Origin of the sequence: Methyloversatilis sp., from assembly GCF_051861465.1 — a bacterium.
Classification (GTDB): Bacteria; Pseudomonadota; Gammaproteobacteria; order Burkholderiales; family Rhodocyclaceae; genus Methyloversatilis.
The window spans coordinates 345,983-360,534 of the sequence record NZ_JBHYCQ010000004.1; the positions used below are offsets into that span (position 1 = coordinate 345,983).

A 14,552-nucleotide genomic window follows, 5' to 3' on the forward strand; every position below is an offset into this window, starting at 1 on the left:
CCCACTGTGGCTCCGCGCGCCAGTACGAACGAATTGAGGAGATAGCATGAGGCGCGTATCAGTTGATATCGGTGGCACATTCACCGATTGTTTCGTGGTGTGGGATGGCAAGCACATCGAGGCCAAGGCCCTGACCACCCACCACAACCTGGCTCTGGGCTTCAACGAAGCGTTGAGCAAGGCCTATCACGTGCTCGGTCTGGAGCTGGAAGAAATCCTGTCCCAGGTCGATTCGGTCCGCTACGCCACGACGCTGGGCACCAATGCCCTGATCGAGCACAAGGGCCCGAAGATCGGCATGCTGGTGACCGCCGGCTTCGAAGCGACGGTGCCGTTGAGCCGCGCTCGCGGCTATGGTGAAGGCTTGGACAATCTCGGCCAGCAGGATCTGCCGAACGCGCAGCGCCCCGAACCGCTGGTGCTGGCGCACATGATCCGCGGCGTGCGAGAACGCCTCGATTTCCAGGGCGAGCAGGTCATGCCGCTGGACGAGGAAGACGTGCGCACGCAGATCCGCGAACTGGTGGACCGCGGCGCCGAAATCATCGTCGTGGCACTGGTGAATTCGGTGGTCAACCCGGTGAACGAGCAGCGCATCGAGGAAATTCTGCTCGAGGAATATCCGTCGCACCTGCTGGGCGCGATCCCGATCATCCTGTCGCATCAGGTGGCCGGTCGCAAAGGCGAGTACGTGCGCGCCACCTCGGCCGTCATCGACGGCTACCTGCACTCGACCATGTATCACGCACTGTCGGCACTCGAGCAGAACCTGCGTGCCCACAAGTACGAAAAGCCGATGCTGGTGATCCACAACTCCGGCGGCATGGCGCAGCTGAATTCGACCGATGCGCTGCAGACCATCCACTCCGGTCCGGTGTCGGGCATCGCGGCGTCGGAACACCTGGCCATGCAGTGCGACCTGGGCAATGTGGTGGCGACCGACATGGGCGGAACCAGCTACGACATCGGCATCGTCGTCGAAGGCGGCATCAAGCACTACGACTTCAACCCTGTCATCGACCGCTGGCTGGTGTCCGTACCCATGGTTCACTTGGTCACGCTGGGTGCCGGTGGCGGTTCCATCGCGAGCTACGACCGCATGTACAACACGGTGAAGTGCGGCCCGGAATCAGCCGGCTCCGACCCCGGCCCGGCCTGCTACGACCGCGGCGGCATGAACCCGACCGTGACCGACGCCGACCTGCTGCTCGGCTACCTCGATGCGGCCAACTACGCCGGTGGCTCGATTCCGCTGAATCCGCGTCGTGCGAAGTCGGCCATCGAAGATGCGCTGTGCGACGACCTCGACTGCGAAGTGATCGAAGCGGCGCTGCTGATTCGCGAGAAGGTGGATGCCAACATGGCCAATGGTCTGTTCACCGAGCTGCGCGCCCGGGGTTACGACCCGAAGGAATTCACCATGCTGGCCTACGGCGGCAACGGCCCGCTGCACTGCTGCGGCATCGCGCAGAACCTGAGCATCGACCGGATCCTGGCGCCCCCGCTCAGCTCCGTGTTCTCGGCGGTCGGTGCCGGCAACATGCACCAGCTGCACATCCACGAACAGTCGCTCTACATGGTGCTGTACGACTCAAACACGCGTCACCTGTTCGACGACTACGCCCGCTTCAATTCCATCGTGGCCGAGCTGAAGGAACTGGGCACCCAGGACCTGCAGCGTCAGGGCGTGCCGCGCGGGGATGTCTGCCACAGCCTGGAGCTGGACATGCGCTACGGCAACCAGCTGGTGCAGACCACCGCCGTCATCCCGCAGCACGAAGTGCATGGCGTGAGCGACGTGATGGCCATCATCACGCAGTTCTCGAATGACTACGGCAAGCGCTTCGGCGAAGGTTCGCAGGCACCGGAAGCGGGCATCCGCATCAACACCATCCGGGTGGCCGCCTTCGTGCGCCACGAGACGGTGAAGTTCGAGAACATCAAGCCAGTTCCGGCCGAACAGCGCACCGCACCGCCGGCACCGACCAGCCGCCGCAAGTGCTGGTTCGTCGGCCATGACAGCGCCTTCGATACGCCGGTGTGGAGCCGCGATGCGATCGAGCCCGGCATGCAGATCGCCGGCCCGGCCATCATCGCCTCCGAAGTCACGACCTTCCTGGTGGATCCGGGCTGGACCTTCGTGGCCGCGAAACAGGGTGCGTCCTGGTTCCTGCGCGGCTGAACGCGCGGGCATCCCGATCAAACCCATACAGATGACAGGATTGAAAATGAGCGAGACAAGCACGAAGGTGGCACCGAAAATGCCGAGCGCCGAAGAAGTTGCGCTGATCAAGAAGTTCCTGAACGACACCACGCTGTTCCTGGGTCCCGACCCGGAAATCATGCAGAACCACGACCTGATGCCGCGCAGCGCCGAAGAAGACGCCGCGATGAAGACCATCAGCGACGCGCACACCGTGGCCAAGATCCGCGACCGCATCCAGGCGGGCTGCGACGAAGGCTACGAAATGGTCGAGCAGATGGGTGCCGCACCCGGCGCCAAGTGGGGCGACATCATCACCGGCGTGTATTCCGCGTCCGGTGACCTGGCGATCGCCAGCGCCGGCGGCGTGCTGATCTTCTCGGCGCTGGTGCACCACCCGATCAAGTTCATCATCAAGAACTGGGTGAACGAGCCCACGGTGGGCGTGCGCGACGGCGACGGCTTCATCCACAACGACTCGCGTTACGGCAACGTCCACAACACCGACCAGTCGATGATCCTGCCCATCTTCCACAAGGGCAAGCTGGTGTGCTGGGTGGCATCCACCGTGCATGAGGGCGAGAACGGCGCGATCGAGCCGGGGGGCATGCCGTCGATGGCCGAAAGCCCGTCCGACGAAGGTCTCAAGATGTGCCCGTTCAAGGTGGTCGAGAACTACCAGATCAAGCGCGACATCCTGACCTTCCTGCAGAACTCGGTGCGCGAGCCCAAGCTGCAGTACGAAGACATGAAGGTGAAGCTGTTCGCCTGCCTGCGCATCAAGCAGCGCATCGAGGAAACGCTGAACAGCGATGGCCCCGAAGCACTGGTCGCAACGCTGCGCACGACGATGGAAAACGTCCGTGCCGAAGTGAAGCGCCGGGTCAGCGAGTGGCCGGACATGACGGTGCGCACCTACATCATCCAGGACTCGACGCTGCGCGAGAACTGCGTGGTGAAGATCAACTGCAAGCTGACCAAGTCCGGCGACCGGCTGATCTTCGACTTCCGCGGCTCCAGCCCGGAATTCACCAACCGCGCCACCAACACCATCCTCGCCGGCCTCAAGGGCATGCTGGCGCAGTGTTTCCTGTGCTACGTGTGGCCGGACCTGCCGCGCGGCCAGGCGGCGTTCGCACCGATCGAGGTGATCACCGATCCGCATTCCATCGTCAACTCGTCGTATGACGCGCCGAACTCGCAGTCGCTGATGTCGATCTTCACCGGCTTCACCGCCGGCCAGCACGCCGTGGCCAAGTTCCTCTACAGCTGCCCGGAGAAGTACACCAAGGTGCACGCGCCGACCTTCAACATGATCAACACCTTCATCTGGGGTGGGGTCAGCCAGCACGGCGAAACGCTGGGCAACCTGTGTGCCGACCTGAACGGCATGGGTGGCGGCGCGCGTTCCGACACCGACGGCGAGCATGCACTGGCTCCGATTTTCGCCACCATGGCGGACATCGGCGAACAGGAGCTGAACGAGGAAGACGTGCCCTTCCTGCAGCTGGTGTCGAAGAAGATGACGCGCGACGCCATCGCCCCGGGCAAGTACCGCGGCGGCCAGGGCTACACGATGATCGTGGCGACCAAGGATTCCGAACAGTGGGGCTTCATGACCACCACCCAGGGCGCGAAGATTCCGCCGATCCAGGGTCTGTTCGGCGGCTACGCCTGCGGCTGCTATCCACTGTCGAAGGTGAAGGGTGTGGATGTGTATGACGTCCTGCTCAACGAGCCGGAGAAGTTCAAGCACTCGATCGAGGAAATCATGAACGAGCGCCCGTTCGAAGGTGCCGCCTACACGACCCATCACATGGGCATGGGCTTCGAAATTTCGAAGCGCGGCGAGCTGTTCATGATTTCGCAGGGTGCCGGCGCCGGTTACGGCGATCTGCTGGAGCGCGACCCTGCCGGGGTCATCCGCGACATCGAGGAAGGCCTGATCTCGCCGGGCGTTGCAGAACGCCTGTACAAGGTGAAGTTCGACCCGGTGACGCTGGCCATCAACCAGGAGGCGACCGACGCCGCGCGCGATGCCGAACGCAAGGCGCGGATCGCCCGCAGCGTGCCGTACGCCGAATTCGTCAAGAGCTGGAACAAGCCGACGCCGCCGACGCATCTGCAGTACTTCGGCTGCTGGGGCGACGACATCAGCAAGCTCTACATGGGCAGCGCCGACAAGTTCCGCGACGCCAACACGCCGCGCCCCAACTACATGACCCACCCGAAGGACGTGCGGATCGCCGAACTGGAAGCCCGTCTGGCTGCGCTGGGTGCGATGGGGAGCGACAAGCAATGAGTCAGCGCCTCGCCGACATCCTGCCCGGTCAGCAAGGCGGCAGCGGCCTCAAGGTCTGGTTGAAGTCCTCCGCCTACACCCGGCGGCTGCTGCTGGGCCAAGGCGGCGATCCCTGGCTCAGCGGTGCCCAGTATCTGGCGTACTTCTCGCAGGCCCAGGGGCTGCTGCGGCCCGACGTGGCCGTGGTGGAGGTCGGCGAGCTGTTCGATTCGTGGCTGGTGCGTCACCCGGAAGTGCGCGCAGAACTCGGGTCGAAGAAGCGGCTTTCCTTTCCGCTGCGCAAGCTGCTGGAGCAGGACGAGCCGCGCCTGCTGCTGGCCGAAATCGTCGAGGCGGTCATCGCCCATCTGCGCGGTCAGACGCCGCTGGTGCTGGCGATGCCCTCGCCCAAGCACTGGCTGTTTCACGCCAACGAGCTGGCGGGCCGAACCGACATCGAACTGGATCCGGACGGCATCGAGGATGCGGCCATGTACATGGCGGATCTGATCCGTTCGGTGTCCGCCCACCCGGTCGGCGGCATCCTGCTGGAGGAACATCCGGACGACGCCCGCATGGGCGACACCGACGTCGAACGCTATCGTCCGCTGATCAATGTCGCGAAGCACTATCGCTGGTCCATCGCGCTGCGCCCGCAGGGCGATCACTTGCTGCCCTCGCCTGCGCTGGCCGATTTCGATGTCGTGATTTCGCCGAGCCTGCGCGTGGCGGCACCGTCGTCGACCGGCGTCGATGTCAGTCAGGCGCTGTGGAGCGGTACGGCGCTGCCGGTGCTCGAAGCCGGTCAGTTCTGCTTCGCCGACATTCCGGAAAGTCAGACACCCGAATCCGTCCTCGAATCGCTGGCCGCGCTGCGCGCATCGATCGGCGGCTGATCAACGAGGGGCACCCGTCCGGGATGCCTCCGACCACCGCGCATCAAGCCCGCAGGCCTTACCGGCCTGCGCGGTCGCGGTGCCTTACCACAGGCGACCGCGAATGCACGCCCGCCTGCGCCGGATACTGACCGGCGCAGGCAGGGCTTTTCACCTGTCCCGCTCCCGCATGCTTCAGGGCTGATCCAGGCTGCCCATCGCACGCGGCCAGGTCACCACACCCCAGGGCAGCTTCTTGTCCTCGATCCGGGCGGTGACTTCGAGCTTTTCAGCGTCGACCACCACAAGCTGATTCGAGCGGCCGCACGCCACCAGGATCTGCTTTTCGTCCGGCGTGAAAGTGAAGTGCCAGCAGCGTTCGGCGGCGAGCGGCACATCCTTGATCTTGGCGAAGGTTTTCGCGTCGAACACTTCGAGCGCCTGGGCGCGCGCGGTGGCCACATACAGCCGCTCGCCCTTGCGGTCGAAGGCCACGCCATACGGCGTCTGACCGGTCGCAACCGTCTTGATCGGCGTGAGCTTGTCGTCCAACACCAGGAAGTTGTTGCCGAACTCCAGCGTGGCGATGTAGGTCTTGCCATCCGGCGACAGCTTGATGCCCCGCGGGCGGGCACCGTACTTTTCGACATCGACCTTCTTCACCAGCTTGCCCGACTTGATGTCGTGCAGCGTCAGCGTGTTGTCCGCTTCGTTGGTGACCACCAGGCTCTTGCCGTCGGGCGAAAACTCGATGCCTTCCGTCTCCGGGCCGCCGACGATGTTGCGCACCACCTTGCCGGCCTTCAGATCGACCACGGCGACCTGTGCCGGCTCCTTGTCGTCGTCGTCGTCATGGCCGTGGCCACCTTCCTTGCCACCGTCCTTCTTTTCTTCCTTCTTTTCCGCACCCGGCTTGGGCGGGGGGCCGAGCTTGGAGGTCGGTTCGAAGGACACGAATGCCATGTCGCCGCGCACGCGCACGAATTCCGGGTTCTTGCCGATCTTGACGCGCTTGAGAATCTTGCCGCTGGCCGTATCGATCAGCGCAACGTCACCGGTTTCACGCACCGCAACCACCAGCGTCTTGCCGTCGTCGGTGACACCGAGGCCGCGCGGCACCTTGCCGCCGACCGCGTATTCGCCGGTCACCTGCATCTTGGCCAGATCGATGATCGAAATGCCGCCTTCCTGATTGCTCACGTAGGCCGTGCCCTGTGCCTGCGCCAGACCGGCACCGGCAAACAACGAAAAAAGTGCGGCAGACCACAGGCTGCGCGCTGCGAACATCGGGGGGGTCATCGATTTCATGGGGTTTCCTCCTTGATTCTTTCTTATTGGACTGCCGTCGGCCACATCGAACCCCAACGCGCGTGCCAGGTGCAGGGACGACGTGATCGAAGCGCTGCAGTATAGAGACCGTCGAGCGGCCTTCGGTTCAGGAAATCCGCCAATCGGGGGCGGCGGGCGACGCGGATGCGACGCCGCCGAGCGGGAAAACCTCCCGCTACGGTGTCGCACCGCCACCCCGCGTTACAAGGGAAATCGTCCCGGTACACCCAGGGCCGGGCGAGGGCGAACAGCGCTTGCCGCACGTCTGCCGTGGGCCTGCGCACCATGGCCGGCCGCTGCAGCCGGTACAATCATCGGTTTTCCGTATTCCGGGCCCGCACATCATGGAAGCAGAACGTCTCAACGCCATCGCCAATCATCTGACCGACCTGCAGTCGCGGGCCGGCGAACTGCGGAGGTATCTTTGACTTCGATGCCAAGGCATCGCGGCTCGAAGAGGTAGAACGCGCGCTGGAAGATCCGGGCATCTGGAGCGACACCGCGCGCGCGCAGGAACTGGGCAAGGAAAAGCACACGCTTGAGGGGGTCGTGCGCGCCATCGAATCGATTGACGCGCGGCTCGCCGACGCCAGCGAACTGTTCGAACTGGCCCGCGAGGAAGCCGACGAAGACACCGTGGTGGCGATCGAAGCCGACAAGGCGAAGGTCGAAGCCGACGTGGCCGGACTCGAATTCCGCCGCATGTTCAACAACCCGCAGGACCCGAATCCCTGCTTCCTGGAAATCCAGGCCGGCGCCGGCGGCACCGAGGCGCAGGACTGGGCATCGATGCTGCTTCGTATGTACGTGAAGTACTGCGAACGCAAGGGCTTCGACGTCGAGGTGATGGAAGAATCGGAAGGCGACGTGGCCGGCATCAAGAGCGCCACCATCAAGGTGACCGCCGAATACGCCTACGGCACGCTGCGCACCGAAACCGGCATCCACCGGCTGGTGCGCAAGAGCCCGTTCGATTCCGGCGCGCGCCGGCACACCAGTTTTTCCAGCGTGTTCGTCTATCCAGAAGCGGACGACTCGATCGAGATCGAAATCAATCCGGCCGATCTGCGGGTCGATACCTTCCGCGCGTCGGGCGCCGGCGGCCAGCACATCAACAAGACCGACTCGGCGATCCGCATCACGCACCTGCCGTCCGGCATCGTCGTGCAGTGCCAGAGCGACCGCAGCCAGCACCGCAACCGCGCCGAGGCGATGGCCATGCTGAAGTCGCGCCTGTATGAAGCCGAACTGCGCAAGCGGCAGAGCGAGCAGCAGGCGCTGGAAGATTCCAAGACCGACATCGGCTGGGGTCACCAGATCCGCTCCTACGTACTCGACCAGAGCCGCATCAAGGATCTGCGCACCAATTACGAAGTGGGCAACACGCAGGGCGTGCTCGACGGCGACCTCGACGGCTTCATCCAGGCCAGCCTGAAGCAGGGCGTGTGAAGTTGCTGAAGTTCCTGCTGTGGGGGGTGCCGCTGTCGCTGCTGCTTGCGCTGGCCGCCGTGATCGGTGCAGTGTCGCTGATGCTCGATGCCAATCCGGCACTGCCCGAGCCACCAGTCGTGGCGCCGGCCGCCGCCGAAAAGCTGCTGCAGCAGCTGGCGCTGAACGACCCGCGCCGCCTGCGTACCGGCCAGCGCAGTGAAATCCGGCTCGGAACGGCCGACCTGAAGCTGCTGGCGCAGGAAGCGGGACGCCGGCTGCCGGCGACCCGCCTCGATCTGCAGCCGGATGCCGGCGGGATGAACATCGCCGCCAGCGTCGAACTGCCGGCCGCATCACGCTGGGTCAATGTGCAGGCGCGCGTGGCGGTGTCCGATACCGGCCAGCCTGAACTCGACACCCTGCGTGTCGGCCAGCTCACCGTGCCCGACTTCATCGCGCAGCCGCTGGTGCGCCGCGCCGTGCCGAAGGCGCTCGAAATGGCCGGTGTCGGCGTCGATCCGCAGCGTTTCATCGATCTGCTCGACCGGGTGCAGATCAGCCCGGCGGGCATCGCGCTGAACTACGTCTGGTCGACCGAACTGTGGAAGGAAGGCGTGCAGTCGATGCTGCCGGCCGGCGAAGCCCAACGGCTCGGCTTCTATCACGAGGCGCTGGTGAAGGTCGTGGTAAGCATGCGCAAGGACGGCGACAGCGACCTGCTGCGCGCCATGCAGGCGCTGTTCGCGCTGGCCGAACAGCGCTCCGGCGAGGGCGACGCACAGGCGGAACAGCGGTCCGCCGTGCTCGCGCTGGCCCTGTTCGTCAATGGCCGCCATCCGCGGGATCTGGTGCCGCAGGCCGCCGAATGGTTGCGCGTGCCGCGGCTGAGCCTGACCCTGCGTGGGCGGGAGGATCTGTCGCAGCATTATCTCGGGTCCGCGCTGCTTGCCCTGCACGCGGGTGCCGCGTGGGCCGATGCCATCGGCCTGTCGAAAGAGGTGAGCGATGCGCGCATCGGCAGCGGCTTTTCCTTCACCGATCTGCTGGCCGACCGTGCCGGCGCCCTGCTGGGCGAACAGATTGCCGCGGGCCGCGGCAACATCGCGCAGCGCTTTGCGGCCGGTCTGCCGGTCGACGAGGTGCTGCCGCCGCTCGACGGCCTGCCCGAATTCATGCCGGAGGACGAGTTTCTCCGGCGCTTCGGTGGCGTCGATGCGCCTGCCTATCAGGCCGTGATCGACGACATCGAGGCACGCCTCGCGAGACTGGAGCTGTACCGGTGAGCGCGGGCGAATTCCGGATGGATCCCGCGGTGGACTTCGCCGATTTTCTCTCGCCCGGCGTCAGCCCCGGCGACCTGCCCGAACTTGACCGGCTGGCGCGCGCGCGGCCCCTGCTGTCCGCCTTCACCACGCTGTTCCACGGCTCGGAAGCTGAGGTGCTGCTGCGCGTGCTGGTGCTGGGCGAAATCGGCCGCACCGCCGACGCGCCGCGCTGGTCGCCCGAGGCGCTGCGCGCACGCTTCGCCTTCATCGACCCGGTCAAGCTCGAAACCGTGCTGCGCCGCCTGCGCGATCACGCGTTGCTGCGCGTCGCGGACAGCCAGTATCAGTTGTCCGACATCGGCCGCAACGCATGCGCCGCGCTGGCCATGCTGCTCGAACTGTCCGGCGACGAAGATGTGGAGCTGGGCTTCCTGACCGCACAGATCGCCGGCCTGCAGGCGGTCGACGGCGACACCGGCGACGCGCTGCAGCACCTGCTGGGCAAGCTGAACGATCTCACGCTGCACTTCGAGGACGCGATCGCCTCCGGGTCGGAGTTCCGCATCATCGCCGCGCGCCGCCGTCTGGACGCCAACGGCCGCTGGCTGGAACGGGGCACCGCGCTGCTGCGCGACCTGCTCGCCGATGACGATCTGCCGTTCGAACGCGCCCGGCTGGCGCAGCGCATCGGTCTGGCGCAGTCACGCCTGGCCCGGGTCGACGCGTCGTTCCAGCGCGCGCTGAACAAGATCGAGTCGCAGCGCGTGACGCTGGGCGGCTCGGGCATTTCGTCGTCGGACGTCGCGGGCTGGCTGCGCCGGCTCGACAGCGCCGCACTCGCCGCGCTGGCCGCCGACGCACTCGCGCCCTGCCCCGACCTCACCCTGCTGGCCGGCGACCACGAACTGCTGGACCGCGCCGAACCGACCTTGTCCGCCGAGCCGGTCAGCGAAGCCGATACGGCGCTGCCGGCACCCGACGACGCACCCGTCGCCGCGGCACCGCCCGCCGAAGACCTGCACCTGCTCGAACGTTTCGCCCATCGACTCGGCGCGCTGCCCGGCCCGGCGGCGCTGGCCGAGGTGATCCCCGGCAGCGGCTTCGCGCAGGCGTCCTACCGCATGTCACTGCTCGCGCTGCTGCGCGACGCCGGTGCCGGCGGCGACCCGGCGGTCGAAGCCGGTGAAGGCCCGGTCGCCGATTTCCTGCGCCTGGCCATCGATGTGCGTTTCACCGAAGACCTGCAGCCGCTGGCCGATGACGACATCGCCGCGATCACGGTCGGCGAAGTGCTGCCGCGGAGCGCGTCGTGAAGTGTCTGCGCGCCGGGTGGTTGCAGCCAAAACGGAACGCGGCGGCCTTGCCGCGTGTTTCATCCGCACTGACCGGATCGTCCCGTGTTCATTCGCGTTCATTCGCGGCACGTCCCTTGAGCTGACCGACATGGAAACAGAACTTCGCACCCTGACCGCGCGCCTGCTGGCGCACCGCTCGATGCCGCGCACCGACCGGCTGGCGCGCCGCGCCCTGGTCGATGACGGCTTCCGCCACGCGCTGGACCAGCGGCTCGCCGCGGTCGGCCTGCAGCTGTTCGACAATCCCTATGCCGCGCACATCGCCGTCGGCATCGCCGACGACATGCGCGAGCCGGTGTTCGGCCAGACACGCGAATACGCCGCCAGCAATGTCGGGCTGATGCGTGATGAACTGGCCTGGCTGATGGTGATCTGGTCGCTGATCGTACTGCCCAAGCGCGAACGCCAGGTCAGCCGGCGCGCACTGAACGACGAGGGGCAGGACGACATGTTCGGCGCCGAACAGCCGGTCGAGCACGGCGATGCGGTATCGGGCGCACTCACCGAAGCGTCGCTGGTGGCCGACTTCGGTGCCCGGCTCGGTGGCATCACGAAGCTCAGATTCACCCTCGGCAAGCTGTCACGTCTCGGATTCATCGAGCGACGCAACGGTCTGGTGTTCGAAGGCCCGCTGCTCGACGTGCTGCTCGACTACCGCATCCTGGCCGACCGCGTCATCCACGGCACGCTGGCCGACGTGCTCACCGGCGCCGGCCACGCCATGCCCGAAGCGAATGCCTTCGAACTGGCCGCCGCGGCGGACGACGACGAGGCCGAAGCATGACGCGCCCGTCCCTGGCCTGCGCGCGCCCTGCCCGCGATACGGACTGCAATCATCGGCAGGCGACTGATCACTCGCACGCTCTCTGCCGCCGCCCGCTCCCGCTCCCTTCTCACGCACGCTGACGAGCCACCCATGTTCCACATCAAGCAACTCGAACTGGTGCATTGGGATTTCTGGCGGCGCTTCACGCTGCCGCTCGATGCACAGATCATCACCATCGTCGGGCCGAATGGCTCGGGCAAGACCACGCTGCTCGATGCGCTGCGCACGCTGTTCGCGCTGCGCTGTTCCGGCAAGCGCGACTTCCGCCGCTACGTGCGGCGCGGCGATCACGACTACGCATGGATACGCGCCGTGGTGGCCAACGTGGCCAGCGGCACCGGCAAGCGGCCGTTCTTTCCGTGCATCCACGATGAAGTGACGCTGGCCTGCCGCATCAAGCGCGCCGGCGGCGACTGGACGCGCGACTACGCCATCCTCGACGGCAATGTCGCGATCGAAACGCTGGAATCCGGCGGCGAGTGGACCGGCCTGCGCGACTACCAGAACCGCCTCGCCTGGGGCGGGCTGACGCCGGCCATCGCCAAGGTGCTGTCGCTGGAACAGGGCGACACCGACAAGCTGTGCGAATACTCGCCGCGCGCCCTGCTCGACCTGGTGTTCGACGTGTTCGGCGACAAGGAGGTGCTGGACAACTACCAGGCCGCACGCGAGGAACAGAAAGGTGCCGAACGCGAACTCGAAGGCATCGGCCTCGACCTCGAACGTTTGCGCGCACAGGCCGAAGCCAAGCGCCTCGAAGCCGACAACTACCGGCAATGGAAGCAGCACGCCGACGAGGTGCTGGCACTGGAGACCGAAATCGTGCCGCGGCTCGAAGTCGCCGAACTGACGCGCGACATGTCGAACGAGCGCGGCGACCTCGCCCGCCTGCGCGACGACCTGCGCTGGCTCGGCCGCGAACAGGCCACGCTTTCGGACCGACTTGTCGCCGTGACCGCCGAACGCGAAGCGGCTGTCGCGGCACTGGCCGAGGTGCGCGCCGACGCGCAGCAGGCGGAAGCCCGCCAGCTGGCGGCGCACGATGCGCTGCGCGATGTCGAGCGGCTGCTCGACGAAGAACGCAAGCTGCGCGAGCGGGTGGCCAGCGAACACGGCGCCGACGCGCTGACGCTGGAAGCGGAGCACGCTGCGGCCGAAGCACTGGCAACGAAGCTGGCGGGCGACGAGCGCATGCTGGTGGCGCAGTTCGAAGACAAGGCCGAACAGCTGCGCGCCGCACAGGAACGACGCGGCGCGCCGGGCGATGCCGAGGTAAGCGCCTTCCGGGCGAAGCTGGATGAAGCCGGCATCGCGCACTGCGTGCTGTCCGACGTGGTCGAGGTGACTGACGTCGCCTGGCAGGCCGCGCTGGAAGCCGTGCTGCGACCGTACCGTCACCTCGTGCTGCTGGAACGCGAAGACGACCGTCACGCGGCCTGGGCGCTGGGCGAACAGGCGCGCTTTCGCCACTTCATCGTCGCCGAACGCGAAACCGCGGCCGCACGGCGTGCCGGCTCGCTGGCCGAAGTGGTGCGCTTCGCCGCCGCGGTGCCGCGCTGGCTCGCCGACCTGCTGGGCCGCATGCAGCGCGTGGACAGCGCCGATGCCGCGCGTCACCTGCCGCGCGATACCGAATGGATCACCCGCGACGGCTATCACCGCGAGCGCCGCGGTGCGCGCCACCTCGGCCGCCCGGCCGAATTCCACTTCGGCGAACTGGCCCGGCAGGCGCGCATCGAGCAATTGGGCCGCGACATCGCCGCACTCGATGCCGCGCGCCGCGCGCTGAGCCCGGAGCTGGACCAGGCGCGCGAACAGGTGAGCGCGCTGCGCGCCCGCCTGCTCGGCCTGCAATCGGCCAGCCTGCTGGCCTTGCGCAGCAACGAATTTGCGCAGGCCCGGGCGGCACTGCCCGGTGCGCGTTCGACCAACGACCAGACCCTCACCGCGCGCGATGCCGCCCTGCGCGAGGTCGAGCGCCTGCGCGAAAACCTGACCGGCATCGACACCGAAATCGATCGTCGTCGGCGCGAGCTGAATGCGGTGGGTACGCGCCTGCGCGATCTGACGCAGCAACTGACGCCGCGTCGCACCGAACAGGCGCAGCGACTGGTGGCGCTGCGCGCCCGCCGGCGCGGCATGCCGGCGCACTGGCTCGACCCGCGCGAACTGGCCCAGCTGACCGAACGCTACGGCGACGCGCGCGCCGCGCGGCGCGAACTGGGTCGGCTGCGTGACCTGCTGGCGTCCGGCGACTGGGTCACCGACCCGTCGGCGCTGACGCTGCGCGACCGACTGAAGGATGATCTTGCACGGCGCGAGCAGGACTACGCCAGCCGCCAGGGTTACTGCGCCACCGCCCGCCGTCACACCGACGACGCACGCGCCGCCTACATCGCCAAACTGCGCGCCACCGTGCGTCAGTACGGCAAGAACCTGCGTGCGCTGGGCGAACTGGCCAACGTCGGCGTGGATTGCAGCGCACCGCCGCTGGACAACGACGATCTGGCGCTTGCCCAGGCCGGACTGGACGTGAGTTTCGACTTCGACCGCAAGGGCGCGGTCGGCCTGAATGACGGCGAAGCATCCGGCGGCCAGCAGGTGATGAAGTCGCTGATCCTGCTGATCGCGCTGCTGATGGACGACACCCGCCCTGGCGGCTTCGTGTTCATCGACGAGCCGTTCGCCCACCTGGACGTCGCCAACATCGACCGCGTCGGCCGCTTCCTCGGCGCCACCCGCGCGCAATACCTCATCACCACCCCGGTGACGCACAACGCCAACGTGTTCGCACCCTCGCAGCTGACACTGATCACCAGCAAGAAGTCACCCACCGAAAGCTGGGCACCGCCGATCGGCATCCTGAAGCGCGCGAAGTAGCGCCTGGGGGATCAGAATCTTCAGGTCAGGACGCTGTGGAAGCGGCCTGTGGGCAGCATCACCTGTGGGAGCGGCGATCCACTGCCGGCCCTGCATGGCCGGCCGGC

9 protein-coding genes are annotated in these 14,552 nt (G+C 66.7%); 8 read left to right on the forward strand and 1 reads right to left on the reverse strand.

Annotated elements, in window-relative coordinates; all coding sequences use genetic code 11:
• The first annotated feature begins 46 nt into the window (after nucleotides 1–46).
• Genes ACTIFF_RS08095 through ACTIFF_RS08105 form a run of 3 tightly spaced genes read left to right on the forward strand, consistent with a single transcriptional unit; the run spans nucleotide 47 to nucleotide 5,380 of the window.
• Nucleotides 47–2,182: a hydantoinase/oxoprolinase family protein gene (locus tag ACTIFF_RS08095; protein WP_439536362.1), complete on the forward strand. Its 2,136-nt coding sequence runs from the start codon at nucleotides 47–49 to the stop codon at nucleotides 2,180–2,182.
• A gap of 46 nt (nucleotides 2,183–2,228) precedes the next feature.
• Nucleotides 2,229–4,505 carry a hydantoinase B/oxoprolinase family protein gene (locus ACTIFF_RS08100; protein WP_439536363.1) on the forward strand — a complete coding sequence of 759 codons (2,277 nt, stop codon included), beginning with the start codon at nucleotides 2,229–2,231 and terminating at the stop codon, nucleotides 4,503–4,505.
• A complete protein-coding gene (locus tag ACTIFF_RS08105) occupies nucleotides 4,502–5,380 on the forward strand; it encodes a hypothetical protein (RefSeq protein WP_439536364.1) in 879 nt (292 codons plus the stop codon). The genes ACTIFF_RS08100 and ACTIFF_RS08105 overlap by 4 nt, the downstream gene beginning before the upstream one ends.
• A gap of 174 nt (nucleotides 5,381–5,554) precedes the next feature.
• Here the strand turns inward: ACTIFF_RS08105 and ACTIFF_RS08110 are convergent, their stop codons facing one another.
• A complete protein-coding gene (locus ACTIFF_RS08110; protein ID WP_439536365.1) occupies nucleotides 5,555–6,667 on the reverse strand; it encodes a beta-propeller fold lactonase family protein in 1,113 nt (370 codons plus the stop codon).
• A 365-nt stretch (nucleotides 6,668–7,032) separates the two neighbouring features.
• Here ACTIFF_RS08110 and prfB point away from each other — a divergent pair.
• The 5 genes from prfB to ACTIFF_RS08135 all read left to right on the forward strand — a co-directional run bounded on the left by prfB (nucleotide 7,033) and on the right by ACTIFF_RS08135 (nucleotide 14,445).
• Nucleotides 7,033–8,137, forward strand: a protein-coding gene (gene prfB / locus ACTIFF_RS08115; protein WP_439536366.1) for a peptide chain release factor 2 whose coding sequence is annotated in 2 segments (ribosomal slippage) — nucleotides 7,033–7,113 and nucleotides 7,115–8,137 — 1,104 coding nt in all. Because the reading frame shifts where the segments join, the coding sequence is not laid out codon by codon here.
• Complete coding sequence (locus ACTIFF_RS08120; protein WP_439536367.1) at nucleotides 8,134–9,402, forward strand: hypothetical protein; 1,269 nt, start codon at nucleotides 8,134–8,136, stop codon at nucleotides 9,400–9,402. The genes prfB and ACTIFF_RS08120 overlap by 4 nt, the downstream gene beginning before the upstream one ends.
• Nucleotides 9,399–10,697, forward strand: a complete 1,299-nt coding sequence (locus ACTIFF_RS08125; RefSeq protein ID WP_439536368.1) for a hypothetical protein — start codon at nucleotides 9,399–9,401, stop codon at nucleotides 10,695–10,697. The genes ACTIFF_RS08120 and ACTIFF_RS08125 overlap by 4 nt, the downstream gene beginning before the upstream one ends.
• A gap of 130 nt (nucleotides 10,698–10,827) precedes the next feature.
• Nucleotides 10,828–11,523 (forward strand): hypothetical protein, encoded by a 696-nt coding sequence (locus tag ACTIFF_RS08130; RefSeq protein ID WP_257093500.1) that lies wholly within the window; start codon nucleotides 10,828–10,830, stop codon nucleotides 11,521–11,523.
• Nucleotides 11,524–11,655: 132 nt separating this feature from the next.
• Nucleotides 11,656–14,445 carry an AAA family ATPase gene (locus ACTIFF_RS08135; RefSeq protein WP_439536369.1) on the forward strand — a complete coding sequence of 930 codons (2,790 nt, stop codon included), beginning with the start codon at nucleotides 11,656–11,658 and terminating at the stop codon, nucleotides 14,443–14,445.
• Nucleotides 14,446–14,552: the final 107 nt, after the last annotated feature.